The 24,962-nt window shown below is 57.1% G+C and carries 24 protein-coding genes and 1 tRNA gene; 16 read left to right on the top strand and 9 right to left on the bottom strand.

Annotated elements, in window-relative coordinates; genetic code table 11:
* Positions 1-134: 134 nt before the first annotated feature.
* From rplM to erpA, 5 genes are all read left to right on the top strand, one after another.
* The gene (gene rplM / locus LKR43_RS11855; protein ID WP_227684274.1) at positions 135-563 is read left to right on the top strand and encodes a 50S ribosomal protein L13; all 429 of its coding nucleotides are present in this window, start codon (positions 135-137) and stop codon (positions 561-563) included.
* Between the two features lie 9 nt (positions 564-572).
* The gene (rpsI, locus tag LKR43_RS11850) at positions 573-965 is read left to right on the top strand and encodes a 30S ribosomal protein S9 (RefSeq protein WP_227684273.1); all 393 of its coding nucleotides are present in this window, start codon (positions 573-575) and stop codon (positions 963-965) included.
* Positions 966-1,148: 183 nt separating this feature from the next.
* Entirely contained in the window at positions 1,149-2,213 is a 1,065-nt protein-coding gene (argC, locus tag LKR43_RS11845) for an N-acetyl-gamma-glutamyl-phosphate reductase (RefSeq protein WP_227684272.1), read from the top strand.
* Between the two features lie 54 nt (positions 2,214-2,267).
* Positions 2,268-3,026 (top strand): DUF6776 family protein, encoded by a 759-nt coding sequence (locus LKR43_RS11840; protein ID WP_227684271.1) that lies wholly within the window; start codon positions 2,268-2,270, stop codon positions 3,024-3,026.
* Between the two features lie 126 nt (positions 3,027-3,152).
* Positions 3,153-3,521, top strand: coding sequence for an iron-sulfur cluster insertion protein ErpA (gene erpA, locus LKR43_RS11835; RefSeq protein ID WP_227684270.1), 369 nt, complete (start codon positions 3,153-3,155; stop codon positions 3,519-3,521).
* Positions 3,522-3,542: 21 nt separating this feature from the next.
* Here erpA and LKR43_RS11830 read toward each other — a convergent pair whose 3' ends face one another.
* Together LKR43_RS11830 and LKR43_RS11825 are read right to left on the bottom strand one after the other, a co-directional pair.
* Positions 3,543-4,652: an anhydro-N-acetylmuramic acid kinase gene (locus LKR43_RS11830; protein ID WP_227684269.1), complete on the bottom strand. Its 1,110-nt coding sequence runs from the start codon at positions 4,650-4,652 to the stop codon at positions 3,543-3,545.
* 25 nt (positions 4,653-4,677) lie between these two features.
* Positions 4,678-6,045 (bottom strand): M23 family metallopeptidase, encoded by a 1,368-nt coding sequence (locus tag LKR43_RS11825; RefSeq protein ID WP_227684268.1) that lies wholly within the window; start codon positions 6,043-6,045, stop codon positions 4,678-4,680.
* 123 nt (positions 6,046-6,168) lie between these two features.
* Here LKR43_RS11825 and tyrS point away from each other — a divergent pair, with 123 nt between their 5' ends.
* The 10 genes from tyrS to LKR43_RS11775 all read left to right on the top strand — a co-directional run bounded on the left by tyrS (position 6,169) and on the right by LKR43_RS11775 (position 14,463).
* A complete protein-coding gene (tyrS, locus tag LKR43_RS11820) occupies positions 6,169-7,398 on the top strand; it encodes a tyrosine--tRNA ligase (protein ID WP_227684267.1) in 1,230 nt (409 codons plus the stop codon).
* Between the two features lie 36 nt (positions 7,399-7,434).
* Positions 7,435-8,073 (top strand): YbhB/YbcL family Raf kinase inhibitor-like protein, encoded by a 639-nt coding sequence (locus LKR43_RS11815; RefSeq protein ID WP_227684266.1) that lies wholly within the window; start codon positions 7,435-7,437, stop codon positions 8,071-8,073.
* 116 nt (positions 8,074-8,189) lie between these two features.
* On the top strand, positions 8,190-9,434 hold the full coding sequence (gene glyA, locus LKR43_RS11810) for a serine hydroxymethyltransferase (protein ID WP_227684265.1): 1,245 nt from the start codon (positions 8,190-8,192) through the stop codon (positions 9,432-9,434).
* A gap of 14 nt (positions 9,435-9,448) precedes the next feature.
* Positions 9,449-9,910 carry a transcriptional regulator NrdR gene (gene nrdR / locus LKR43_RS11805; RefSeq protein ID WP_227684264.1) on the top strand — a complete coding sequence of 154 codons (462 nt, stop codon included), beginning with the start codon at positions 9,449-9,451 and terminating at the stop codon, positions 9,908-9,910.
* A 32-nt stretch (positions 9,911-9,942) separates the two neighbouring features.
* Positions 9,943-11,049, top strand: a complete 1,107-nt coding sequence (gene ribD, locus LKR43_RS11800) for a bifunctional diaminohydroxyphosphoribosylaminopyrimidine deaminase/5-amino-6-(5-phosphoribosylamino)uracil reductase RibD (protein ID WP_227684357.1) — start codon at positions 9,943-9,945, stop codon at positions 11,047-11,049.
* A gap of 10 nt (positions 11,050-11,059) precedes the next feature.
* Positions 11,060-11,686, top strand: a complete 627-nt coding sequence (locus LKR43_RS11795) for a riboflavin synthase (RefSeq protein ID WP_227684263.1) — start codon at positions 11,060-11,062, stop codon at positions 11,684-11,686.
* Positions 11,687-11,815: 129 nt separating this feature from the next.
* The gene (locus tag LKR43_RS11790) at positions 11,816-13,474 is read left to right on the top strand and encodes a GMC family oxidoreductase (protein ID WP_227684262.1); all 1,659 of its coding nucleotides are present in this window, start codon (positions 11,816-11,818) and stop codon (positions 13,472-13,474) included.
* 85 nt (positions 13,475-13,559) lie between these two features.
* Positions 13,560-13,650: transfer RNA gene (locus LKR43_RS11785), tRNA-Ser, on the top strand.
* Between the two features lie 166 nt (positions 13,651-13,816).
* The gene (locus LKR43_RS11780) at positions 13,817-14,062 is read left to right on the top strand and encodes an AbrB/MazE/SpoVT family DNA-binding domain-containing protein (RefSeq protein WP_227684261.1); all 246 of its coding nucleotides are present in this window, start codon (positions 13,817-13,819) and stop codon (positions 14,060-14,062) included.
* A complete protein-coding gene (locus LKR43_RS11775; protein ID WP_227684260.1) occupies positions 14,059-14,463 on the top strand; it encodes a PIN domain-containing protein in 405 nt (134 codons plus the stop codon). Before LKR43_RS11780 ends, LKR43_RS11775 begins: the two co-directional genes overlap by 4 nt.
* Before the next feature lie 70 nt (positions 14,464-14,533).
* On the opposite strand, the gene LKR43_RS11770 is transcribed toward LKR43_RS11775, so the two are convergent.
* The 4 genes from LKR43_RS11770 to LKR43_RS11755 are packed head-to-tail and all read right to left on the bottom strand — an operon-like array spanning position 14,534 to position 20,918.
* Complete coding sequence (locus LKR43_RS11770; protein ID WP_227684259.1) at positions 14,534-15,829, bottom strand: aspartate aminotransferase family protein; 1,296 nt, start codon at positions 15,827-15,829, stop codon at positions 14,534-14,536.
* Entirely contained in the window at positions 15,826-17,178 is a 1,353-nt protein-coding gene (locus tag LKR43_RS11765) for an aspartate aminotransferase family protein (protein ID WP_227684258.1), read from the bottom strand. The genes LKR43_RS11770 and LKR43_RS11765 overlap by 4 nt, the downstream gene beginning before the upstream one ends.
* A 1-nt stretch (position 17,179) precedes the next feature.
* Complete coding sequence (locus tag LKR43_RS11760; protein WP_227684257.1) at positions 17,180-18,835, bottom strand: hydantoinase B/oxoprolinase family protein; 1,656 nt, start codon at positions 18,833-18,835, stop codon at positions 17,180-17,182.
* 7 nt (positions 18,836-18,842) lie between these two features.
* Positions 18,843-20,918, bottom strand: a complete 2,076-nt coding sequence (locus tag LKR43_RS11755; protein ID WP_227684256.1) for a hydantoinase/oxoprolinase family protein — start codon at positions 20,916-20,918, stop codon at positions 18,843-18,845.
* Between the two features lie 168 nt (positions 20,919-21,086).
* Between LKR43_RS11755 and LKR43_RS11750 the strand changes: the two genes are divergently transcribed.
* Positions 21,087-21,854 (top strand): IclR family transcriptional regulator, encoded by a 768-nt coding sequence (locus tag LKR43_RS11750; RefSeq protein ID WP_227684255.1) that lies wholly within the window; start codon positions 21,087-21,089, stop codon positions 21,852-21,854.
* 47 nt (positions 21,855-21,901) lie between these two features.
* Here LKR43_RS11750 and LKR43_RS11745 read toward each other — a convergent pair whose 3' ends face one another.
* The 3 genes from LKR43_RS11745 to dctP form a co-directional block, all read right to left on the bottom strand.
* The gene (locus tag LKR43_RS11745) at positions 21,902-23,215 is read right to left on the bottom strand and encodes a TRAP transporter large permease subunit (protein ID WP_227684254.1); all 1,314 of its coding nucleotides are present in this window, start codon (positions 23,213-23,215) and stop codon (positions 21,902-21,904) included.
* Positions 23,216-23,761 carry a TRAP transporter small permease subunit gene (locus tag LKR43_RS11740; RefSeq protein WP_227684253.1) on the bottom strand — a complete coding sequence of 182 codons (546 nt, stop codon included), beginning with the start codon at positions 23,759-23,761 and terminating at the stop codon, positions 23,216-23,218.
* A gap of 98 nt (positions 23,762-23,859) precedes the next feature.
* A complete protein-coding gene (dctP, locus tag LKR43_RS11735) occupies positions 23,860-24,885 on the bottom strand; it encodes a TRAP transporter substrate-binding protein DctP (RefSeq protein ID WP_227684252.1) in 1,026 nt (341 codons plus the stop codon).
* Between the last annotated feature and the right edge of the window lie 77 nt (positions 24,886-24,962).

Here is a 24,962-nt window from a genome sequence, read left to right as displayed (position 1 = left end):
GGTTGGAACGAATATTCCGGCTGGAAAAATCCTTTGTTTTTTGCTGAAAACCCGGCAAAAAGAGTTTGCATGACGCCATCACGGTTGCCTTGGGCGCCGGGCACGCAAACTATTTTCTTCTATTAGGAACCATCATGAAGACCTTTGTGGCCAAGCCGCATGAAGTCAAACGTGACTGGTACGTGATTGACGCCAAGGGCAAAGTCCTCGGTCGTGTGGCCAGCGAAGTCGCACGTCGTTTGCGCGGCAAGCACAAGCCAGAATTCACGCCCCACGTTGACACCGGCGATTACATCGTCATCATCAACGCTGCCGATATCGTTGTTACCGGTAATAAGTCGCAAGACAAAAAATACTATCGCCACTCGGGCTTCCCCGGCGGTATTACCGAGACCAACTTTCAGAAACTGCAAGAGCGTTTCCCCGGTCGCGCCATCCAGAAAGCCGTCAAAGGCATGCTGCCCAAAGGGCCGCTGGGTTACGCCATGGCCAAGAAGCTCAAGGTTTATGCCGGCGCCGAGCATCCTCACAGTGCTCAGCAGCCCAAACCGCTGGAAATCTAAGGATAGGTCATGATCGGTAATTGGAACTATGGAACTGGGCGCCGTAAAACGTCGGTCGCTCGCGTGTTCTTGAAAAAGGGCTCGGGCAAGATCGTGGTAAACGGCAAGCCTGTTGATGAATACTTCGCTCGCGAAACCGGCCGTATGGTCGTGCGCCAGCCGCTGGAACTCACCAACCACCTGGAATCGTTTGATTTTCACATCAACGTTCACGGCGGCGGTGAAAGCGGTCAGGCAGGTGCAGTGCGTCACGGTATTACCCGCGCACTCATCGACTACGACGAGTCGCTCAAGTCGCCTCTGAAACAGGCCGGCTTCGTCACTCGCGATGCTCGTGAAGTCGAACGCAAGAAAGTCGGTTTCCACAAAGCACGTCGCCGCAAACAGTTCAGCAAGCGTTAATCTGCTGTACTCGGGCCTCAGGGCCTTGCAACACAAAGCCCTCAGCCCAGCTGGGGGCTTTTGTCTTGGACGTCCGCCAGCGTCGTACCGTGCAACAGCAAGTTTGTGCTACGGGAATACCCCATACGCCTCGCGCTTGTTGCATAATCTTAATTGTTGATGAACGTTTTTTTGGGATTAATTATGACTTCGGCAGCGGTATCACGGATCAAAGTGGGCATAGTAGGTGGCACAGGCTATACGGGCGTCGAGCTCTTGCGTCTGCTTGCCCAGCACCCCTATGTTGACCTGACGGCCATTACTTCCCGCAAGGAAGACGGCATGCCGGTGTCCGACATGTATCCCAATTTGCGCGGCCACGTGAACATCAGCTTTCAGTCGCCCGACAAGGCTGCGCTCGAAGAATGCGACGTCGTGTTTTTTGCCACACCCCACGGTGTGGCCATGAGCCAGGCCGAACACCTGCTCAAGCACAACGTGCGCATCATCGACCTGGCCGCCGATTTTCGCCTGCAAGATACGCAGGTGTTTGAACGCTGGTACAAAATGCCGCATTCATGTCCGTCGGTGCTGGCTGATTCTGTCTACGGCCTGGTCGAGCTGAATCGCAATCAAATCGCCAATGCCAGGGTCATCGGTAATCCGGGTTGCTATCCCACTACGGTCCTGCTGGGGCTTGCCCCCGTGCTCGAGGGTGGACGCAAGCTGGTCGATACCGCCAATATCATTGCCGATTGCAAGTCGGGGGTGTCGGGAGCGGGTCGCAAGGCTGAAGTCAGCACACTGTTCTCCGAAGCCAGCGATAACTTCAAGGCCTACGGTGTGGCCGGCCACCGCCATCATCCTGAAATTTCCGAGCAGTTGCAGAAGCTTGCCGGCGGGCCGGTAGGGTTGGTGTTCGTGCCGCATCTGGTCCCCATGATACGCGGCATGTTCTCGACCCTGTATATGCGCATCCTGCCTGAAGCCCGCGATACCGACTTCCAGGCACTGTTCGAACAGCGCTACGCCAACGAAGCCTTTGTCGATGTCATGCCGGCAGGTAGCCTGCCTGAAACCCGTTCTGTGCGTGCTTCCAACCAATTGCGCATTGCCGTGCATCGTCCCGGTGGCGGCGATCAGCTGATCGTTCTGGTCATCCAGGATAATCTGGTCAAGGGCGCATCCGGGCAGGCTGTTCAGAACATGAACCTGATGTTTGGCTTTCCGGAGTCGGCCGGGCTTACCCATGTGGCAGTCCTGCCGTAACACCTGATTGCCGTATAAGGGGAACTCGCGCTCGTCCAGGCAGTCTGTTCCTGCATGAATCATAAAAATCCGGCACCAGAAGGTCAGGCAGTACCCGCATCCAGTCGTTCGGCTGCGGTGCTGCTTGCCGTGCTGGCACTGCTGCTGGGCCTGGCAGCGGGTATATTCGGCGCCAGGTACTGGCTTCAGACCGAGGCCAGTCGTGAGTACGACACCATGAGGCAGGGCCTGCAAAGCCAGCTTGATGAGCGCGATACGCAGCTGGCGGGGGCGCTTGCCCAGGTCGACGCGCTTACCGGCAAGCTCGTGGTCGAGGAAAGTACACGCAAAGGGCTGGAAGCCAGCCTGCAGGCCGCTCAGACCGAGCTGGGGGCTGCACGAGATCAATTGGCTTTCTTTGACCAGTTGCTGCCGCCGGGCCCCAAAGGGGCTGTCAGCATCCGCGCTCTTGAAGTCCTGCGGCTTGGCCCCAGCTTACAATACAAGACCTTGCTGATGCGCAATGCCCCCGAAGACAGCCTGTTCTCGGGCGAGCTGCAGTTTACGGCGAGCGGCAAGCAGGCCGACGGAAAAAAGGCCAAGGTGATACTCGAGGCCGTGCTGGCCCCCGGTTCTGATGAGACAGCCGCATCAGAAGCCAATCCCGAGAACAGCCGGCTTGCCATCAGCTTCGACGAGTTCCAGCGCTCCAGCGGCTTGCTGGCTATCCCCCAGGGGTTCACGCCGGAAAGCGTAACGCTGAATGTGCTGGAAGGAAAAAAGGTGCGTGTGTCGCGCACCGTGAAATTGCCCGACCTGCCTGCGCCCGAATAGCGCAACCCGCAAGCAGGCACTGAATATTTCATCACTGGCAGGGTGCCCTTGTCGGCATTGCTTCATGGCCAGTGGTATAGTTGTTTCATATCTAGCAACCGCCTTATGGTTGCCACGGAGTACCAAATGATTGCTCAAACCGAAACCGTTGACCTGCAGGCCCCGCCGTCACCCCTTATTTTCACCGACGCTGCGGCAAGCAAGGTAAAAGAACTCCTGGCCGACGAAGACAACCCCGATCTCAAGTTGCGCGTATTCGTGCAGGGCGGTGGTTGCTCGGGCTTCCAGTATGGCTTTACGTTCGACGAAACCATCAACGACGACGACACCACCATCGACAAGGAAGGCGTACAGCTGCTGGTCGACCCCATGAGCTTCCAGTATCTGGTCGGCGCAGAAATCGACTACAAAGATGACCTGGAAGGCGCCCAGTTTGTTATTCGCAACCCCAACGCCAACTCCACCTGCGGTTGCGGCTCTTCGTTCGCGCCCTGATACACCTGCCTGCGTCCCGGCCTAGGCCGGGTATTTGCATCCCAGCACCGTAACCTGACCGGCCCCTGTTACTGCAGGCAGGCCGGCGGCGTGCCCGTGGTCGTGCGCCCAGGCCAGCCAGGCAAAGGCCAGCGCCTCGACCAACTGCACCGGTACACCAAGGTCCGAACTGGGACGGACGTGCGCCTGCAACAGGCTTTGCAGATCCCGCATCAAGCCTTTGTTCAGTGCACCTCCGCCGCAGACAATGACCTCGCAGGTGTCGGGCGCTTGCCCGGCAATAGCCTGAGCCACCGTATGTGCCGTGAGTCGTTGCAGCGTTGCCTGGATGTCCTGGTCGCCGGCAGCGCGTGCGCCAAACTGTTCCAGACGCTGAGTCAGCCATTGCCAGTTGAACAGGTCACGGCCTGTGGACTTGGGTGGGGCCAGCGCAAACCATGGTTCACTGCCCACCAGATATTCCAGCAGCTCGGGGCTGTACTGCCCTGTGGCGGCCCAGGCGCCATCCGCGTCATAGGTATGGCCTGTTTTCGCGTGCACCCACAGATCAAGCAGCACATTGGCCGGCCCCGTGTCGAAACCACGGATGCCGTTTTCGGCATCGAGCAGGGTGACGTTCGCGATACCGCCCAGATTCAGCACGGCGCGAGGCTGCGTATCGGAAAAAATCGCATGGTGAAAGGCGGGTACCAGGGGCGCGCCCTGGCCCCGTGCCGCCACGTCGCGCGAACGAAAGTCGGCAATCACGGCAATACCGGTACGTTGGGCAAGCAGGGCGGGTGAGTTGATCTGTATGGTATAGCCCGCGGCGGGGTTATGTCTTACGGTCTGGCCATGCGCGCCGATTGCGCGAACCTGGGCAGGTTTAACGCCGGCCGATTCAAGCATCGCCAGAGTGGCCTGTGCGTACAGCTCTGCCAGCGCATTGCCGGCCAGTGCAGCGCGTTCCAGCTCGTTCGGGCCGGGCATGTTCAGCGCCAGAAACTCTTCACGTAGCGCCCGGGGCATAGGCAGAGAGATCGAGCCCAGAATGGCGGGCCGATCGCTGGCGGCAAAGTCGGCCAGGACGGCGTCCACGCCGTCGGTGCTCGTGCCCGACATCAGGCCGATATACAACGAAGCTTGGGTCATGAGGAAAGAGGCTGCGGCGCGCCGGTCAGTTGCGGGCGACCTGGACGGTCCCGCCCTGCATCTGTGCCAGGTAGCCGATGTGATCCTTGTATTGCGCTATGGCCTTATCAAACGCTTTCTTCTGCGCCGGCTCGAGTGTGCGCGCAACGGGCAGCTCGATGGACAGTGGGTCGATAGGCTTGTTATTGACCCGGAACTCGTAGTGCAGGTGTGGGCCGGTAGCCCAGCCGGTGGAACCTACATAGCCTATCAGCTGACCCTGGCTTACCTTGTCGCCTTTCTTCAGGCCTTTGGCATAGCGGCTTTGATGGGCATAGAGCGTGCTGTAGCCATTGTGATGCTTGAGGATGATGGTGTTGCCATAGCCTCTTTTCGAGCCTTTGAATTCAACCACGCCGTCGGCGGTGGCATGGATTGGGGTGCCGGTGCGAGCCGCGTAGTCGACCCCGCTGTGGCCGCGCCAGCCGCCGTGCACGGGATGCTTGCGCATGCCGAAGGTGGAGCTGATGCGAGTGAACTTGAGTGCAGTGCGCAAGAAGGCTCCCTTCAGGCTGGCACCGTTGAAATCGTAGTAGCTGCCAGACTGACCCTCTGGTGCGAACCATACCGCTTCATAGGTTTTGTTGCGGTTGGTGAATTCAAGCGCAAGGATGCGGCCGGCACCGACTTCCTGGCCTTCGTGCGAGTATGTTTCGTAAATGATGCGGAAGTGGTCGTCCGTGCGCAGATCGCGGATGAAATCAATCTTGCTGCCCAGAATTTCAGTCATCTGCATGGTGATGGCGTCAGGAATGTCGGCCTGGTCGGTGGCGCCGAACAGGGAATTCTTGATGGTGCCTTCGGCGATTCGCGTTTGTACGCTGACTGCCTGGGTTTTCTCGGCGGCGGTGAAGCCGCCCTGCTCGTCGGGTGTGATCTCCAGCCAGCGCGAGACGGCCTGACCTTTTTCCGTGGCGTAGGGTGTGTGCTGGTAACGCAGCCAGGCCAGGTTGCCGTGCTGGTCGTGGGCCGCCTGCACATTGCGCCCTGGATAGAGCTTGTAGATGGAGCGGGCGTTCTTGTCCTGGATAAGGAAGGGCAGCAAGCCCGATTCACGCACGCGCAAGCGCTGAAGCAGTGCCGCCAGCGTATCGCCCGAGCGGATCTCGGTCTGGCTGATGAATGGAACGGAATAATTGTTCTGTGCTTCAGGGAAGGGGCTGGGCAGATCCAGGGTAAGTCGGGCTTCGTAAACAGCAGGGGTTTCAGGCGGTTGGACCACGGCCAGGGCCGCAGCAGCCGCAAACAGCGCCAAGGCAACGAAAACAAGGCCGTTGCGAAACAGGTGATGAGGGCGGTGGTTACGAACAATGGTTCGATAAGAGGGATTGGGCGGGGTCCCTTTCTTGAACATAAAGCAAAACCTAGAAATGCGCTGCTGAATTAGACGAATATTGCGCCGGCACGTTATGCTAGCGTATTAAGCCTGATTTTTCGAGCATTTTTTTACCTTTCCCCTTTTTTGAATCCTGTTCTTATGTCGTCGACCGAAGCGCCCATTACCCCACAAATCGAAGAATACCTGCGTATTGCCAAAAGAGGTTGCGACGAATTGCTGGTAGAGTCCGAGTTTGCCAGGAAGCTCGCCCGCAGCGAGAGCACCGGCACACCCTTGCGTATCAAGCTGGGGCTGGATCCTACCGCGCCGGATATTCACCTTGGCCACACGGTCGTGCTCAACAAAATGCGCCAACTGCAAGACCTGGGCCACACAGTGATTTTCCTGATCGGTGACTTCACGTCCATGATCGGAGACCCCAGCGGACGCAACGCCACCCGGCCCCCGCTGACCGCCGAGCAAATCCAGGAAAATGCCAAAACCTATTACGCCCAGGCCAGTCTGGTGCTGGATCCCGCGCGTACCGAAATCCGCTACAACTCCGAATGGTGCGATCCCCTGGGCGCGCGCGGCCTGATACAGCTGGCGTCCCGCTATACGGTGGCGCGCATGATGGAGCGTGAAGACTTCACGCGGCGGTTCAAGGGCGGGATACCCATTTCGGTCCACGAATTCCTGTATCCGCTGATGCAGGGTTATGACTCGGTTGCCCTGAAGGCCGACCTTGAACTGGGTGGCACCGATCAGAAATTCAACCTGCTGGTAGGCCGCGAGCTGCAAAAGGAATACGGACAAGAGCCGCAATGCATTCTGACCATGCCGCTGCTCGAGGGCACCGATGGCGTGGACAAGATGTCCAAATCCAAAGGAAATTACATAGGCATTACCGAGGCGCCGGAATCCATGTTCGGCAAGCTCATGTCCATCTCGGACACCTTGATGTGGAAATATTTCGAGTTGCTGTCGTTCAGGTCCATGGATGATATCGCGCGGCTGCAAAATCAGGTAAAAGAGGGCATGAACCCACGGGATGCCAAGGTCATGCTGGGTCAGGAAATCGTCGCGCGCTTTCATACGCAGCAGGCGGCACACGATGCACTGGCTGCGTTCGAAGCACGGTTTCGCGATGGCGCCATCCCCGAGAACATGCCGGAAGTGCAATTGGGGGCGGCTCCGCTGGGCATACTCAAGGTGCTGCGTGAAGCAGGGCTGGTTGCCTCGGGCTCCGAAGCGCAGCGCAATGTCGAACAAGGGGGTGTCAGGGTTGATGGCGTCCGCATCGAGGATAAATCGTTGCAGCTTGCGGCCGGCACCTATGTAGTTCAGGTGGGCAAGCGCAAGTTTGCCCGTGTCACATTAACTGGCTAAAACGCCATCTGGCGGCAGCCGCCATAGGAGTTCACCATGAAACTTACCAGTGAATCTTTTGCAGACCAGGGCAATATCCCGGAACGCAATGCCTTCGGCAAGATCGACGGACAAAATCATGTCGCGCTTGCAGGCAATGCCAATCCCCATCTGGCCTGGTCAGACGCGCCTGCCGCAACCCAATCGTTTGTCGTGATCTGCCACGACCCCGATGTACCCAGCAAACCCGACGACGTCAATCAAGAGGGCCGTGAGATTCCCGAGACCTTGCCACGTGTGGATTTCTACCACTGGGCTCTGATCGACCTGCCGGCGACTACCGTCCAGATTGCCGAAGCGGCATACTCCGACGGTATTACGCCGCGCGGCAAGGCCGGGCCGCTGGCGCTTGACGGTACGCGTCAGGGGGTCAATGACTTTACGGTATGGTTCGCAGCCGATCGCGATATGAACGGCGATTATTTCGGCTACGACGGACCATGCCCTCCCTGGAACGACGCCATCGTGCATCGTTATATTTTTACGGTTTACGCGCTGGATATCCCCGAACTGCCCTTCGAGGGCCGGTTTACCGGGGCGGATGTCATCAAGGCCATACAGGGGCACGTGCTGGCGCAGGCCTCGATCACGGGCATCTATACACTCAATCCACGACTGGCCGGATCTGCTGCTTAAAACTAACGCGCATAAGGCCATGAACCCGGTGTGCACTTGAACGGCGCACCGGTGTATTCAAGCTAAAATATGCGCTTATTCTTCGCCATACGCGCACTAACCTTCAGGATATATCCATGTTTGACCGCACTCGTACTCTCGATCTCGTCGATGCCGACGTCTGGGCAGCCGTTCAGAAAGAAAACGTTCGTCAAGAACAGCACATCGAACTGATCGCGTCTGAAAACTACACCAGTCCCGCAGTCATGCAGGCGCAGGGTACGCAGCTTACAAACAAGTACGCCGAAGGTTATCCCGGCAAGCGCTATTACGGCGGTTGCGAATACGTCGACATCGTCGAGCAGCTGGCTATAGACCGCCTGAAGGAAATCTTTGGTGCAGAGGCAGCCAACGTGCAGCCCAACTCGGGTTCCCAGGCCAACCAGGGCGTGTACATGGCGGTGCTCAAGCCCGGTGATACCGTTCTGGGCATGAGCCTGGCCGAGGGCGGACACCTTACCCATGGTTCGCCTGTCAACGCTTCCGGCAAACTCTACAATTTCGTGTCCTATGGTCTGGACGCTAACGAAGAGCTCGACTACGACCAGCTGGAAAAGCTGGCCAAAGAGCACAAGCCCAAGCTCATCGTGGGTGGCGCTTCGGCCTATTCGCTGCGCATAGACTTCGAGCGCATGGCACGCATTGCACACGAGAACGGCGCCTTGTTCATGGTCGATATCGCCCATTACGCCGGCCTGGTTGCCGGTGGCGTGTATCCCAACCCGGTACCGCATGCCGACTTTGTCACGTCGACCACGCACAAATCGCTGCGCGGTCCGCGCGGCGGCGTCATCATGATGAAGGCCGAGCACGAAAAAATCATCAATTCGGCCATCTTCCCCGGCATACAGGGCGGCCCCCTCATGCACGTGATCGCCGCCAAGGCGGTTGCCTTCAAGGAAGCGCTGTCTCCCGAGTTCAAGGACTACGCAGCCCAAGTTATCAAGAACGCCGACGTGCTGGCACGCACCCTGGTCGAGCGCGGCCTGCGTATCGTGTCGGGCCGTACCGAAAGCCACGTCATGCTGGTCGATCTGCGTGCCAAGGGCATCACCGGCAAGGAAGCCGAAGCCGCGCTGGGCGAAGCCCATATCACCGTCAACAAGAACGCCATTCCCAACGATCCTGAAAAGCCGTTTGTCACCAGCGGCGTGCGTTTGGGTACGCCGGCCATGACTACCCGCGGATTCAAGGAAGCCGAGGCCGAACTCACCGGGCATCTGATTGCCGATGTGCTTGATAATCCACGCGACGAAGCCAATATTGCCGCTGTACGCCAGCGTGTTAACGAGCTGACTGCACGCTTGCCGGTTTACCGTTAATACCCTCAGCCACCATGAAATGCCCATTTTGCAGCAGTTTCGATACCCAGGTTATTGATTCGCGGGTCTCGGAAGAGGGCGACACCATACGCCGCCGACGGCGGTGTACGGCATGTGACCGGCGCTTCACCACCTACGAGCGTGCCGAACTCGTCATGCCGGCGGTGGTCAAGCGCAACGGCACGCGGGTCGAATTCGACATCAACAAACTCCGTGCGAGCCTGAGCCTGGCGCTGCGCAAGCGCCCGGTCAGCACCGAAGACGTTGATGCCGCGGTTGCCCGCATTGAGGAAAACCTGCTGGTAAGCGGCTTGCGCGAAGTCGAGTCCGGCAAGGTCGGCGAACTGGTCATGAGTGAACTCAGAAAACTCGACCAGGTTGCCTATGTACGATTTGCATCGGTGTACAAAAGCTTTGAAGACATAGGCGAATTCGTCAAGGCCATCGATGAAATTCAGGTTCCGCCCAGGCCGTGACGCTGGAACAGACGCTGCGTGACGAACGCTGGATGCGCCAGGCCCTGACGCTGGCTGCAAGCGTGCTGTATGTTACGGCGCCCAATCCGCGTGTTGCCTGCCTGATCGTGCGCGATGAGCGGTTGCTGGCGTCGGGCGCGACCCAGAAGGCGGGAGGCCCGCACGCTGAAGTCATGGCGCTGCGCCAGGCGGCCGAGCAGGGCGTATCAATAGCGGGTACCACCGTCTATGTCACACTCGAACCTTGCAGCCATCATGGGCGTACACCGCCATGCGTGGATGCCCTGATCGCAGCCAGGCCGGCCCGCGTGGTGATCGCCATGACTGACCCCAATCCACTGGTGGGCGGGCAGGGCGTGGCCAGGCTCAGGGCTGCGGGCATTCCCGTTACCACTGATATCTGCACCGAAGAGGCATTGGCGCTTAACCCGGGCTTTGTTGCCCGGATGACCCGCAAGACCCCATGGGCATGGCTCAAGCTGGCGGCTTCGCTCGACGGACGCATTGCCTTGCCCAACGGCGAGTCTCAGTGGATTACGGGCCCGGCGGCGCGGGCCGACGGCCATCATTGGCGCGCCCGCAGCTGTGTGGTGCTGACCGGCGTGGGGACTGTCCTGGCCGATGACCCGCAGATGAACGTCAGGCACGTCGAAACTGCCCGGCCACCCATAAAAGCCATCGTCGATACCCGGTTCCAGGTAGCAGAGCATGCACGAATTTTCGATGGAACGCCGGCCTGGGTGTTTACCTGTCTGTCAGATCCGGAAAAAGCCGCAAGGCTTGCTGACCGTAATGTCCGGGTGATCGAGTTGCCGTCGGCCGGCGGTCGTGTTGATCTGTCTGCCATGATGCGCTGGATGGGCGAGCAAAGTATCAACGAAGTCCACGTCGAAGCCGGAGCACGGCTGTCGGGTGCGCTGGCGCAGGCGCATTGCGCCGACGAGCTGCTGGTCTACATGGCCCCCATGCTGCTGGGCGATGGCATAGGTATGGCCAGCCTGGAGCCCTTGCAGAAATTGGCGCAAGCGCAGCGTTTCGAGTTCGTGGAGACTACCAGGCTGGCGCCCGATGTGCGCTTGAGGGCGCGCCAGCCGGATCACTGGAATACTTTGCTGCAGGCGTTGCAGCATTTGAATTGAAAGGTAAGGTATGTTTACAGGCATTGTGGCTGCGGTTGGCAGCATCACCGAGGTTGTTCCCTTCAATGACGGCCAGCAGGACGCGGGTGTTCGTTTGAAAGTGCAGGTGCAGGATTTCCTGTGCGAAAGCACCAAGCTGGGTGATTCCATCGCCATACAGGGCGCATGCATGACGGTGGTGGCCCTGGCACACGACACCTTCAGCGTGGACGTATCGCGCGAAAGCCTTAACCGCACAACCGGCCTGGACGCCGTAGGCGAAGTCAATCTTGAGCACGCGTTGCGGCTGGGCGATACACTGGACGGCCATCTGGTCTCGGGACATGTCGATGGACTGGGAGAGGTCAGCTGGTTCGAACCTGTGGGTGAATCCTGGGATCTGCGCATAAGCGTGCCGCAAAACCTGGCCAGGTATATGGCCTACAAGGGATCGGTGACGGTCAATGGTGTGAGCCTGACCGTCAACCAGGTGGATGACCAGCCCGAAGGCTGCGAGATCCGTATCAATCTCATCCCGCATACGGTGCAAGTCACTACCCTTAAGAATCTGGTTGCAGGCGCTCAGGTTAATCTTGAAATCGACACCATCGCGCGTTATGTGGAGCGTATGGTTGCACTGGGAAGCGCCGGCGGCTAGCCTGGCCAGACCTGTTCCAGCGCCGTCAGGCCATTGGCCATGGCAGGCGTTCCTGGCATTGAATGCAGGGGAAATCTCGATGGTATTTCGTCGCCGGCATTGCTACAGTAGCAGGCAAAAGGAGAGAAAATGCCAGAACTGGAGTTCGACTACGTTATCGTGGGCGCCGGAACCGCGGGCTGCCTGCTGGCCAATCGCCTGAGCGCCGATCCGTCGAATCGTGTCTTGCTGATCGAGGCCGGCGGCAAAGATAACTATCACTGGATACGCATCCCGGTCGGTTATTTGTACTGCATCGGCAACCAGCGCACCGACTGGCTCTATAACACCGAGCCCGATCAGGGGCTGAATGGCCGGGTGCTGCGATACCCGCGCGGCAAGACACTTGGCGGATGCTCCAGCATCAACGGCATGATCTACATGCGCGGCCAGTCCCGCGATTACGACGGCTGGGCAGAACTGGTCGGCGACGATGACTGGGCCTGGGAAAGCTGCCTGGCCGATTTCAAGGCCCACGAAGATCACTACAAGCTCGATCCGGCCGGCAAGGAAACCACGGCGGCGTCATTTGGCCAGTTCCATGCCGCAGGCGGTGAATGGCGCATCGACAAGCAACGCCTGCGCTGGGATATTCTTGACGCCTTTGCGGCTGCGGCGCAGCAGGCAGGCATTGCCGCGACCGACGATTTCAACCGTGGCAACAACGAAGGCGTAGGCTACTTCGAGGTCAACCAGAAAAACGGCTGGCGCTGGAATGCAGCGAAGGCGTTTCTCAGGCCCGCTTGCACATCACGCGCCAACTTCACAGTCTGGACACACTCCCAAACCGAGCGTCTGGTATTCGAGCGCCTGCCAGACGGGCGCCCCCGATGCGCAGGCGCCCTGGTGCGTCGCAATGGAAGCACTGTTACCGTCAAGGCAAGAAAAGAACTGGTGCTGAGCGCCGGCAGCATAGGCACGCCACAGTTGCTTCAACTTTCTGGAATAGGCCCGAGTACCCTTTTGCAACAACACGATATTCCGGTGCTGGCCGACCGGCCGGGCGTAGGTGCGAACCTGCAAGACCACTTGCAAATACGCACTGTGTTCAAAGTGCGCGGCGTAAAAACACTTAATGACATTGCCTCCAGCTTGTGGGGCAAAGCCATGATAGGGCTGGAATATGCCGTCAAGCGCAGCGGGCCCATGAGCATGGCGCCATCGCAGCTGGGCGCATTCACGCGCAGCGACCCCGCGCAGCCCTACGCCAACCTTGAGTACCACGTCCAGCCCCTGAGCCTGGAAGCCTTCGGCGAACCCCTGCATCGCTTCAACGCCTTTACCGCCAGCGTATGCAATCTGAATCCGGGCAGCCGGGGCAGCGTCAACATCAAAAGCGGCAACATAGACGACGCACCGGCCATCGCCCCAAACTATCTAAGCACACCTCAAGACCGCAAAGTCGCTGCCGACTCGCTGCGTGTTACGCGCAATATTGTTGCCCAGCCGGCCCTCGCCGCCTACCAGCCCGAAGAATACAAGCCAGGTGTGCAGTTTCAGACTGACGAGGAACTCGCCAGGCTGGCGGGTGACATCGCGACAACCATTTTTCACCCGGTGGGTACGGCAAAGATGGGCCGGGCCGATGATCCGGCTGCAGTGGTCGATGCACACCTGAAGGTATACGGCGTGGAGGGGCTGCGAGTGGTCGATGCCAGCATCATGCCGACCATTACCAGTGGCAATACCAACAGCCCGACGCTGATGATCGCGGAAAAAGCCGCCAAATGGATATTGGCGGGAGTGTAAGATCGCCGGCAAATGCACAGAAGGCTCAGATTCTGATAGAATGGCGGACTTCGCTTTATCTAGATGCAAAGATAAGCCAAAATCAGGACAGGTGGCCGAGTGGTTGAAGGCGCACGCCTGGAAAGCGTGTATACGTGAATAGCGTATCGGGGGTTCGAATCCCCCTCTGTCCGCCAGGAATTCGTCTACAACAGTAGATAACAGTATCAAAACCCGCATGTTTAACGCATTGCGGGTTTTTTTACGTACGCCAGAATGGCACAGATTCTGCCAAATTGACCATAAATTGTTGATGCATTACGATATTTAAAATCGTAATACCCTCATTTTTTAAGGCTCACCATGGCGGATGCAACCACTCTGACATCAAAAGGGCAAGTCACTGTACCCAAGGAAATACGGCAACGTATGGGCCTGAAGCCCGGCGATAGAATTGCTTTCTCGCTGCTTAGCGATGGGACCTTGGTCGTGCGTCCCAAAGTTAGGCGTGTAACAGACTTGGCTGGACTGCTGCATCAACCAGGCCAAAAGCCAGTGCCTCTCCAGGGCATGACTGTTGACCTGACGGTCGATGACGCCGCTTCATGAGCATCGCCGTAGATACGAACGTACTCGTCCGCCTCTTGACTCGCGACGATGAGGCTCAGTGTGCAGCAGCCGTTCGAGCTGTACAGGCCGCAGCAGAAGTCGGTGCACCGGCGCTGATCTCATCCGGGGTGCTGCTGGAAACGGAATGGGTGCTCCATAGTCGCTACAAGCTTTCGCCGGTGCAGATCCAGCAAGCTTTTGGTGCAATCCTGGAGACATACGAGCTTGTAGTGCAGGAACAGGCCACAGTGGAAGAAGCTCTTATGCTTTGGCGCAATTGGCCTGGCTCCGACTTCGCCGACTGCATGCATGTTGCCAACGCGGCCCGGCATGCGTGCACTCTGGTGACGTTTGATCAGGGTGCCGCGAAGTTGCCAGGGACTGCAATCGTCCCCTACTAAGTAAATCGCAAGCGGCCTTGTACCTGTGTACTTGGCGCGCCTGCACAAAGTCTGATGGTGCGCAATGCGCTCAAGCGATCTCGGGAATGGTTTCCTTGATCGCTTTCAGCAGCTTAAGCGACAGCTCATCCAAATCTGCTGCTGTCATGGCAAGGCTCAAATAGACATCGCCTCGACCGGCCAGCCGTATGCCCTGTTCCATGCATCGTAATAGCAGCAATCGACGGAATGCTATTGTTTTTTCGGTGACATCGGCTGCGCGTAGCGGGCGATCCTGACCATAGTGCAAGGAGAACATTGAGCCATGGCCAGTCAAATGTACGGGAAGGCCGGCAGCGGCAATTTGTGTTTCCAGCGACTGCTTGAATGCCTCTGTCAATTCATGAAATGCCTGGGCGCGCTCTGGTGTGTATACCGTGGTCAGCCCCGCTAGGCCGGCAGACATTGAGATAACATTGTTGTTGAAAGTCCCGGCATGTTTCAGGCTGGCTGTGGAGCGCGGGTCAAAGCGCTCCATGATTTCTTGTTTGCCACCAAAAGCACCAAAGGGCATTCCGCCTCCGACATACTTACCCAGGGTTGTTAGGTCGGGAGTCAACTTGACGAGACCTTGCACACCTTGCGGGCTGCAGCGCGACGTCTTCACTTCATCAAAAATGAGCAGGCTCTTGGAGGCACTCGTAGCTTCGCGCAAAACTGTCAGAAACTCATCAGTACCGGGAATGTTTCCGCCTGCGCCGAGTATGGGTTCCACCAGAACAGCGGCAATCTGTTCTCCTTGTTTCTCGAACAGAGCTCGAACCGCCGCAGGGTCGTTGTAGGGCAAGACGATATAGTCAAAAGGGACATTCATGGGGCTGCCACCCCCCGCGAATGTCATAACACCGCCATGGTAGGCGCCGTCGAATACGACGATATAGTCGCGTTTTGTATAGGCTCGTGCTGTAACGAGTGCAAAGAGATTGGCTTCAGTTCCCGAGTTGCAGAAACGCACTTTATCGATCGAGTCGAAACGCTTGCAAATGAGTTCGGCCAGCTCCGCTTCCCACGTATTGGGCCCGCCCAGGGTCAGGCCACCCTTCAAAGCAAGCTCTATCGCACGATGGATGGCCGGTTGCTGATGCCCATAGAGCCCGGCAGAGAACTCACCAACGCAGTCAAGATATTCCAAGCCGTCCACGTCGATTACCCGGCTGCCTTTACCTTCTCTGATTACGAGCGGAAAGGGATCATAATGAAGCACAGTGCGCGTGTTGCCACCGGGCATCCATTGACTGGCGTTATTCATCGCCTCCATGCTGCGTGGGTGCGTGGCAATGTAACGCTCCGTCAGGCGCTGCAGCGCGTCTTTGTATTCGGGGGTCATATCAGTCTCGTGTCAGTGGGCAAAGTGGTTAGCGCGGCATCCAATGCTTTGGAAAACAGCCGGGTGACTTCCAGAATGTCAGCGCTGCTTATGTTGTACGCTGGTGCAAATACGACGTGGTCTCCGCGTATTCCATCTATCGTGCCACCCCCGGGGTATACCATCAGGCCCTGTTGCAATGCACTCTGCTTGATACGGGCGTGCATCTGCAGGGCTGGGTCGAACGGTGTTTTACTGTTGGTATCGGCTACCAGCTCAACGCCGATGAACAGGCCACGTCCCCGAACATCGCCTACATGAGGGTGGTCGGACAGTTGTTCGGATAAACTGTCGCGGAGCAGCGCACCTTGCTTGCGGACGTTGTCGAGCAGGTTGTCTTGTGCGATCACCTGTTGAACGGCGAGTGCCGCCGCGCAGGCAACAGGGTGTCCCATATAGGTGAATCCGTGCTTCAGCGTACCGCTGCCGTCCGTCAGCGCCTCCACCACGCGCTTGCCTACGAGCGTGGCTCCAATAGGTTGATACCCACCACCAAGGCCCTTGGCGATAGTCAGGATATCGGGGGCGACGCCATCGATCGCGCAGGCGTACATCTGACCTGCACGACCGCTGCCACACATGATTTCGTCTAGTACCAGCAGCACGTCATAGTGATCGCAGATCTGGCGTATGCGTTTAAGGTATCCAGGCGCCGCTGGAGCGCAGCCTAGTGTTGCGCCGACTACAGGTTCTGCGAAGAATGCTGCAACGTTGTCCGGACCCAGCTCGATGATTGCGGCCTCCAGTGCATTGGCTGCCCGCAGGCCGTAGTCATCGTCTGATTCATCCGGGCGACGCAACCGGTATGAATAGCAAGGATCGATGAAATGAGCGTCGAACAGCATGGGGGCGTAGGTCGACCGGCGACCTGGGTTGCCGCTGATGGATAGCGCACCCATTGTCGCGCCGTGATAGCTCTGGCGGCGCGCGATGATGCGAGACTTCTCGGGTTTGCCGCGTTCCACCCATGTTTGCCGTACCAGCTTTAATGCAGCTTCAATGCTTTCCGAACCGCCGGAGGAAAACACGACACGCTCCATTCCTGCTGGAGCGTCCTTCAGCAGCATGGTAGCCAACTCCTCGGCCGGCTCGGAAGTAAAGAATGATCCATGGCTATACGCGATACGACTTAATTGTGTCGCGATGGCTTCAGCAATGCGCGGTTCGCCATGCCCCAGGCACGAGACTGCCGCGCCGCCGGAAACGGCATCGAGATACTCTCGCCCATCTTTGTCGTATAGCCGGACGCCTTGGCCGGAAACAACTGTTGGCAATTGATTTTGCAACTGACGATGCAGGATTCGTGTCATATCAGGCCTGTTGCTTGTAGTAGCCATTTCGATAGTCGATTTCGAGTGATGCAGGGTCGCGTTCCGCGGGGTCACCATAGCCACCACCGCCAGGCGTGTTGATTTCAATCCAGTCCCCGGCCTGTAATGCAAAGTCCTCGCCTTTTGACAAGTGTTCCGGTGTGGTGAGTTGTCCGTTTTGGCTGATGTGGATCGTGTTGGGGGCGCCGGGTTGACCGCCCAGTATGCCCGGAGGGCCTGTGCGGCCGTGCTCCATCAAGAATGAGGCTTTGCCGGTGCCACGCAGCAAGCGAATCCGATAATTCACGCCGAATCCACCCCGGAATTTGCCCTCGCCACCAGAGCTCTCGCGCAGCTTGTAGTGCTCGAACAATAGAGGATATCTTTGTTCAAGGATTTCAACCGGCTGGCTTTTGGATATGCCGATTGTGGAGCAACCGTTGGTTACACCGTCTCCGTCCCACCAGCCTCCGTAGCCGCCTCCGGAGAAGTAGTACATGATGTAATCGTGGCCTTCTTCAGGATCAAAGCCTCCCAGGCCCAGATTCCCGCTGGTTCCGGCAGGAGCAGCGAAAAGGCGGTGGGGGATGGCATTGGCCAACGCTAAAAACACTGCCTCCATGATCCGTTGCGATACCTCTGCAGCACAACCTGCGACTGGCCTGGGGTACTCGGCATAAAGGAAGGTGTTATGCGGTTTCTTGACATGCACCGGACGGAAGCATCCGGCATTGAGGGGTACATCGGGGAAAACATGTTTCATGGCCAAATAGACCGATGAGAGCGTAGTTGCCCAAACGGAATTCAGCGGGCCGGCGCAAGGTGCACTGGAGCGTGACAGATCAAAGTGAATGTCCGATCCAGAAACGACGATGTCCACGCATATTTCAAGAGGCTCGTTCACGATGCCGTCGCTATCCATATAGGCCGTGGCACTGTAGCTTCCATCCGGGATACTGTCGATATGTGCACGCATGATGCGTTCGGAACGTACCTCCAATTCCTGAATGGCAGCTTCTACAGTATCCTGGCCATAGCGATCCAGCAGGCCGGTCAGACGTTTGGCTCCAGCCGTCAAGGCTGCTATCTGTGCTTTGATATCGCCGATCCGCTCGTCTGCCACGCGGATATTTGCCAGCACCAGTTTGACGATCTCGGGATTCATGATCCCGCGGTCTACCAATTTGATGGGCGGAATCCGCAGGCCCTCCTGGTGGATTTCGGTTGCTGTGCTGCTAAAGCCGCCCGGCACCATTCCACCCGTATCGGGCCAGTGGCCGGTATTGGACAGATGGCACCAGAGTTTGCCTTTGTAATAGAAGGGTCGCACCATCTTGACGTCCATCAGATGTGTGCCGCCCAGATAAGGGTCGTTGACCAGAATGACGTCTCCGTCATTCAGGTCATCTCGTTCGGCGCAGACGCAGCGCGTGGTTTCCTGCATGACGCCTACAAAAATGGGTAAACCCAGGGCGCCTTGCGAAATCAATCTGCCGTCGGCAGGCCCATAAATGCCATTGGAGCGATCGAACGACTCGGAGATGACCGGAGAAAAAGAGGTTTTCTCGTGCACCAGATCCATTTCGTTGCAGACTTGCTGAAGACCTTTTTCAATGACAGTCAGAGTCACAGGGTCAAGTGATTTTTCGATTGACATGAGTGTGTTAGACCTTTTGACTGGTTTCATGAGAAAGGACTGCAGAGGCTTGTTTGCTTACGTTGATCAGGATATTTCCGAAGGCGTCAATGATGCATGTGGCGCCCGGGTCAATCACAATGGTTGTGTCAGATTGCTCCACAATCGCAGGGCCTTCAAAATGGCTTTCTGCAGGCAGCAGGTCGCGGTTATAGATGGAGGTTTCATGCCATGCCCCGCCGAAGTAAACCTGTCTTGTTCCGGTTTTGGCTTCCGCCAGCGTGCCAGCCACGGGTTGGAAAATATTCAGATCTATCTTCTGGCGTATGCCGATGACGGTTGTACGTACGTTTACCAGCACCGGCCGCATCTCGGGCAACGACAGATCAAAGCGCTCCAGATACGCCGCCGCAAAATCGTCTCTGACCTGCTGGACGTCGAACTCGCCGGTGGGGACAGGGATGCGCAAGACATGAGACTGGCCCCTGTACAGCAGGTCCACTTCATTGCGTATTTCCACATCGGACAGCACGACATTTTCACGCTCAAGCAGCTCCTTCCCTTCCTGTGCTTGAGCCGCCATGAGCGCTCTTATCTGTTGGGCGTCGATTTCGTCAAACGGCTGATTGACCGTCTGGACGAAGTCATGGCGAACATTCGCCATGATGCAGCCCAGTGCCGATGTCAAGCCGGGGAAGCGGGGAACAATGATGCTGGGAATGCCGAGTTCACGGGCAATGGCCACAGCATGGAGCGGGCCAGCTCCGCCATAGGGCATGAGTGCAAAATCACGAGGGTCGTGGCCGCGCTCGATGGAGACCAGTCGTATAGCGCCGGCAAGATCATTTACTGCGACGTCGATAATCGCTGAGGCAACCTCCAGGGCGTTCATGCCCAATTCTTTGCCAAGCTGTTCTTCCATGGCGAGCTTGATTTTTTCAAGGGACGCCTGGGCGTTGGAACCGGTTATGGAATGTGGATTGATACGCCCGAGCAGGAAATTGGCGTCGGTGATGGTTGGCCGTTCCCCACCACGGTCGTAGCCGATGGGGCCCGGGTACGATCCTGCACTCTCCGGGCCGACACGCAGCATTCCCGCCTTGTCCAGGCGCGCGATGCTGCCGCCGCCCGAGCCGATGCTGTGAATGTCTATCATCGGGATACGGATGGGTACAGCGTACGCGAGATCCTTTTCTGCGGTGATGATGGGTTCACCGTCTACAACCAAGGCTACATCGTAGCTGGTGCCGCCCATGTCGCCGGTAATGACATGCCGTATGTCCGAGGCCTTGGCTATTTCGGCGGCGGCCAGTACGCCCGCTGCCGGCCCCGACATCACGGTGTAGGCGGCATGCTGGCCAACAATTGACGACGCCATCATTCCGCCATTGGCCTGCATGATCAGCAGTTCATTGGCAAACCCTTCATCCTTCAATCGGTCGGCCACACGTTTGATGTATTCAGTCACAATAGGGCGGATGGATGCATGGATCGCTGCGGTGGAGCCTCTTTCGAATTCCCGCATTTCACGCACGATCTCGTGCCCGGCAACGACGTTTTCGTTATGCCACATGGAGCGTACGATTTCGGCGCAGCGTGCTTCATGTTCCGGATTGACGTACGAGTGCAGGAAATGAATGACGATGGATTCAACCCCAGATGCTTTCAGATGTTCTACGGCAGTACGCACGTCGTCTTCATTCAGTGATTCAACGACTTGACCTTTGGCATCCAGGCGTTCGCGCACCTCATAGCGGTCGCAGCGTTCAATCAGTGGCTGGAAGCTTCCTGACAAGCCGTATGCGTTTGGGCGGGTACGGCGCCCCAGTTCCAGCACATCACGGAATCCTTTCGTGGTGATGAGGCCGCAGCGTGCGCCTTTGCGTTCCAGTACAGCATTGGTGCCTGCGGTTGTCCCGTGCACCAGCCAGTCGATAGTAGATGGTGGCACGGCCATCTCGTGTATGCCCTGCATGAAACCGTTGGCTCTGTCGTCCACCGTAGTAGGGACCTTGGCGGTACGAAGTGTGCCGTTGTGGCTGTCGACCAAGATGAAGTCGGTGTACGTGCCGCCAACATCAACTCCTACATTGATACTGCTCATGGTGCGCCCTTTTTATTTCGAAAAACGGAATATAGTTATGATTATCGAGATTAAACATTTTTTGAGTGTTTAGTGTCAATCAGGAACATACGCATTGACTCGGATTTATATTCGTGTCATAACCGCAGCCTCACACGCCACAAGCGTGCTTAAGTAGGGAATAACTGCATGTCTGAAAACCGGCAAGGCCCGCTGGAGCGGTATCTATCCATACTGGAGATCGTTGCTGCCTCGAATCACAGCTTGAGTCTCACAGAGCTTTCCGCCCTGATGAATCTGCCCAAGCCGACTATCCATCGCTTGGTGGGAGTGCTGCAAAAGGCTGGCGCCTTGCAGGCGGATGATGCACGCCAGAGGGGCTTTCGAATCGGCACACGTATGTGGCGAATACTGCAACTTGGCCAGGACCAGGACGTGGTAACAAATTACGCACAAATTGTGTGTGATCGCCTGACTGAACGCATTAGGGAAACCTGCTATGCGGTAAAGCTTGGTGTGGATGCGGTACATACCATTGCACGGTCCGTGCCTGACCAAGGCTACAGGTTGCATGTGTATCCTGGTGAGGAGCTTCCGCCACATGCGGCCGCATCGGCGAAGGCGATTCTGGCCTACCAAGATGAAAAGGTATTGGATGCGATCCTGCACGAACCTTTAGTGCGTTTGACTGATAAAACAAAAACAACCATTTCTGAGGCTCACAGCGAGCTTGAGCGGGTTCGCGAGCAAGGGTATGCCGTTTGTAACCGCGAAATTGACTGGGATATCATGGCTTTTGGTTGTCCCGTCTTTTTGGATGGGGCCGGCGTGCTTTACAGTCTTGGTGTCACTGGCCCTTGCAGTCGACTGGAGCAGCAGCCGGTTGAGCATTGGGTGGAAGCACTTCAGGAGGGGGCCCGGCAATTCGCTAACCTATTAAGCGGTGCCAGGCCCTAGCCTTAAGGTTGGTGCAGGCTCGTTGAACATGCCTGTCACCGCGTGGTTCAGAACAGCATTCGCGGCAGAGCCAAGATGATTTCCGGAAAAATCATCATAAGTACGATCGCCAGAATCATAAGCGTAATAAACGGTAGGACCGATTTGTAGATATCCGGCATCGTAATGGAAGGTGGCGCCACACCGCGCAGATAGAACAGGTTGTATCCGAATGGTGGTGAAAGGAAGCCGATCTCCATATTTATGATGAACAGAATGCCGAACCAGACGGGATCAAAGCCGAGCTTGATGATGATAGGAACAAAAATAGGCACGGTGATCATGATGATGCCTACCGTATCCAGGACCATGCCCATCAACAGCAGGAGCAACTGCATGCCGATCAGGATGACGTAGCGGTTTACGTCCAGTCCGAGTACAAATGATTCGATCATGCGTCCGGCACCCATGCCGGTGTAGAACGTCGACAAGGCGGATGCACCGATGATGATCCAGAAGATCATGCAACTTAGCATCAGCGTTTCATGGCAGGCCTCCACGACGCCTTTCCAGTGAAAGCGCTTCAACACGATCGCCGATACAATCGCACCCATGGCACCTACCGCAGCAGACTCCGATACGCTGGCGATTCCTGTCAGCATGGAGCCAAGGACAGCGACTACGATCAGGATAGGCAATACCAGCCCTTTCACGCTGCTGAGCTTTTCGGCCCAAGTGTAATGGCGTAATGTCTCTCCTCCGGAGATCTCGGGCTGCAGCCGGCCGCGAATCAAAAGATAGATGCAGAACATGACTGCAAGCAGCAGTCCTGGCAGCAGGCCTCCAGCGTATAGCTTGCCCACCGATGTGCCTGATACCAGACCGTATACGATCATGGTTACGCTCGGAGGAATCAGGATGCCCAGTGAGCCGCCGGCTGCGACCGTACCCAGTGCCATGTCTTTGCCGTAGCCACGCGCCAGCATGGCCGGTATCGCCAGCATACCCATCGAAACTGTCGCGGCGCCGCTGATGCCGGCCATGCAAGCAAAGATGGTACAGATAGCTACCGTACCGATGGCCAGGCCGCCGCGTACAGAACCAAAGAAACGTTCCATTGCGTTGTACATGTCATCGGCAATTTGTGCTTTCTGAAGCATGGAGGCCATGAACACAAACAATGGGATGGCCATGTATTCAAAGCTGGATGTCGTGGAGAAGGCACGCATGGGAACCATGCTCAAGGCCATCGGACTCCAGAAATTCGCAATCATCGCAATGCTGATGCCAGCCAGCCCAATGGCAATTGGTACTCCCAGCGCAAGGAAAAAAATCATGCCGCCAAAAAGCAGCGTCGTAACGAGAACCGGATCTGCCATCATTTACATCCCTAGTGTCGAAGAGCCGTCAGAGCCGGAAGCATCAGAAGTCGGGTGGATCACGTCGTGCCAGGCTCGTACGATATGCGCGAACCAGGCGAATCCGAGCATGACGCCGCCCAGAGGTATCATCGACTTGGCTACCCATACGGGCCCACTCCAGGACCCCGTGGCGGAGCGTTCGTCCATGGCGAAGGACGCTAGGAAGAAACTACCTCCTTTGTCCACGAGCACCCACACAAAAAGGCCAATGAGCACCGTTGAGAAAATGGTATCGACCAGCGCTTTATTCCTGGGATTCAAGCGTGCGAAAAAGATGTCAACGCGCACGAATTGGCCGCGCAGTAATGCATAGGGGCCACCGATCATGACCAGTATGGTCAACAACCATGCACAGAGGTCCTGGACCCATGGCAGGGAGTAGCCAAGCACGCCGCGAGAGAACATTTCGGTGACAACCAATGCAATCATGACCAATACCAACAATGCGACGGCGTGGCCAATCGTGGTGATTACACGCTCAATAGCGCGCGTTAATGTGTTGAGCATGAGTTTTCCTCGATCTCTGAGTCAAGGTTGAAGACGGAGTACATGTGGTAAGGACGTGGATGCGTGTGCGCATCCACATCCTCTACTATGTTGCAACCTTAACGGCCCAGTTCAGCCAGGTACTCGTTGAGCAGCTTGACACCGCGAGCGGGAAGGTCGCCCTCTTTTTCATAGGCGCGCCATAGTTCGCGTGCGGCTGCCTCCATCTTTGCAAACTCCTCGGGCGGGATGGTGGATATCTCGACGCCCGCTTGTTGCATTTTTTGCATGGCGGCGGTATCAGTCATATCGCCCAGGGCCAGATAGTCGAAAGAGGATGCAATAGCGGCTTCATTCAGAATTGCCTGCATGTCGGGAGGCAATTGATCCCAGGCTTGTTTGTTAACAGCGAAAAAGTTGTTGGGCACAGGCAGCGGTGATGGCTGCACATAGTACTTGGCAACTTCGTGAAAGGAGTTGTTGTAGTTGCCTGCGGGGCTGGACCACCGGGCAGCGTCAATGACTCCGGTGGCCAGTGCCGTATAGATCTCGCCACCACCCAGGAATACGGGCTGCGCACCCATGTTTTCATACCATTTGGCCTCCAGTCCAAAGGAGCGGATCTTCAGGCCCTTGAAATCAGCCATGGAGGTAATGGGTTTCTTGGATATGATGTCCCAGCGCGGGGAGAGTTGCGGCCCCAAATAATAAACACCGTACTTGCCGTAGGCCTCTCGCGCCAGATCAATGAAGCCCTTTTTATAGAAGAAATTGTAGCGTTCCAACGGTGTGCGTAGGGCGCCGGGTACACCGCTTTCCAGACTGGCGAAAGGACCGATTTTGCCCGCATAGTATCCGCCGGTAAGCAGTGCCGCTTCGGCCAGACCGCTGCCTACCGCCTCAAGCCCGTCACTGACGGGAAAAAGAGCGCCTACCGGAAAGATGTCGAAGGTAATCCGTCCGCCAGACATTTCGGTGGCCAGCTTGGCAAATTTCTCCTGGACGGCAATGTAGCCCGGTTCACCGGTATTCAGATTGCTTTGCAGGCGCCAATGCCATTTGTCCTGAGCCTGTGCCGTCGCGGCGAAGCCAAGTATGGTTGCGGTACACACAATTAGGGCCTTAAGTTTGCCTATACGCATCATTATTCGTGCTCCTGTAGGGGTGGCTTATAGATAAAATTACGAAAAACGGAACTTAATTTCGATTTTCGATTTATTCT

The organism is Pusillimonas sp. MFBS29, assembly GCF_020687695.1.
Classification (GTDB): domain Bacteria; phylum Pseudomonadota; class Gammaproteobacteria; order Burkholderiales; family Burkholderiaceae_B; genus Pusillimonas_C.
Note: the sequence above shows the minus strand (reverse complement) of the source record. Positions and strands in the feature narration are given on the sequence as shown.

Bases quoted from the DNA above. Each gene is read 5' to 3' on its own strand.
- ribD (WP_227684357.1), top strand. From the start codon at position 9,943: ATGCGCCAGGCCCTGACGCTGGCTGCAAGCGTGCTGTATGTTACGGCG.
- LKR43_RS11760 (WP_227684257.1), bottom strand. From the start codon at position 18,835: ATGTCAATCGAAAAATCACTTGACCCTGTGACTCTGACTGTCATTGAA.
- LKR43_RS11750 (WP_227684255.1), top strand. From the start codon at position 21,087: ATGTCTGAAAACCGGCAAGGCCCGCTGGAGCGGTATCTATCCATACTG.
- LKR43_RS11745 (WP_227684254.1), bottom strand. From the start codon at position 23,215: ATGATGGCAGATCCGGTTCTCGTTACGACGCTGCTTTTTGGCGGCATG.
- LKR43_RS11765 (WP_227684258.1), bottom strand. From the start codon at position 17,178: ATGACACGAATCCTGCATCGTCAGTTGCAAAATCAATTGCCAACAGTT.
- rpsI (WP_227684273.1), top strand. From the start codon at position 573: ATGATCGGTAATTGGAACTATGGAACTGGGCGCCGTAAAACGTCGGTC.
- LKR43_RS11840 (WP_227684271.1), top strand. From the start codon at position 2,268: ATGAATCATAAAAATCCGGCACCAGAAGGTCAGGCAGTACCCGCATCC.
- LKR43_RS11825 (WP_227684268.1), bottom strand. From the start codon at position 6,045: ATGTTCAAGAAAGGGACCCCGCCCAATCCCTCTTATCGAACCATTGTT.
- LKR43_RS11780 (WP_227684261.1), top strand. From the start codon at position 13,817: ATGGCGGATGCAACCACTCTGACATCAAAAGGGCAAGTCACTGTACCC.
- dctP (WP_227684252.1), bottom strand. From the start codon at position 24,885: ATGATGCGTATAGGCAAACTTAAGGCCCTAATTGTGTGTACCGCAACC.
- LKR43_RS11815 (WP_227684266.1), top strand. From the start codon at position 7,435: ATGAAACTTACCAGTGAATCTTTTGCAGACCAGGGCAATATCCCGGAA.
- tyrS (WP_227684267.1), top strand. From the start codon at position 6,169: ATGTCGTCGACCGAAGCGCCCATTACCCCACAAATCGAAGAATACCTG.
- rplM (WP_227684274.1), top strand. From the start codon at position 135: ATGAAGACCTTTGTGGCCAAGCCGCATGAAGTCAAACGTGACTGGTAC.
- glyA (WP_227684265.1), top strand. From the start codon at position 8,190: ATGTTTGACCGCACTCGTACTCTCGATCTCGTCGATGCCGACGTCTGG.
- argC (WP_227684272.1), top strand. From the start codon at position 1,149: ATGACTTCGGCAGCGGTATCACGGATCAAAGTGGGCATAGTAGGTGGC.
- erpA (WP_227684270.1), top strand. From the start codon at position 3,153: ATGATTGCTCAAACCGAAACCGTTGACCTGCAGGCCCCGCCGTCACCC.
- nrdR (WP_227684264.1), top strand. From the start codon at position 9,449: ATGAAATGCCCATTTTGCAGCAGTTTCGATACCCAGGTTATTGATTCG.
- LKR43_RS11830 (WP_227684269.1), bottom strand. From the start codon at position 4,652: ATGACCCAAGCTTCGTTGTATATCGGCCTGATGTCGGGCACGAGCACC.
- LKR43_RS11775 (WP_227684260.1), top strand. From the start codon at position 14,059: ATGAGCATCGCCGTAGATACGAACGTACTCGTCCGCCTCTTGACTCGC.
- LKR43_RS11790 (WP_227684262.1), top strand. From the start codon at position 11,816: ATGCCAGAACTGGAGTTCGACTACGTTATCGTGGGCGCCGGAACCGCG.
- LKR43_RS11740 (WP_227684253.1), bottom strand. From the start codon at position 23,761: ATGCTCAACACATTAACGCGCGCTATTGAGCGTGTAATCACCACGATT.
- LKR43_RS11770 (WP_227684259.1), bottom strand. From the start codon at position 15,829: ATGACCCCCGAATACAAAGACGCGCTGCAGCGCCTGACGGAGCGTTAC.
- LKR43_RS11755 (WP_227684256.1), bottom strand. From the start codon at position 20,918: ATGAGCAGTATCAATGTAGGAGTTGATGTTGGCGGCACGTACACCGAC.
- LKR43_RS11795 (WP_227684263.1), top strand. From the start codon at position 11,060: ATGTTTACAGGCATTGTGGCTGCGGTTGGCAGCATCACCGAGGTTGTT.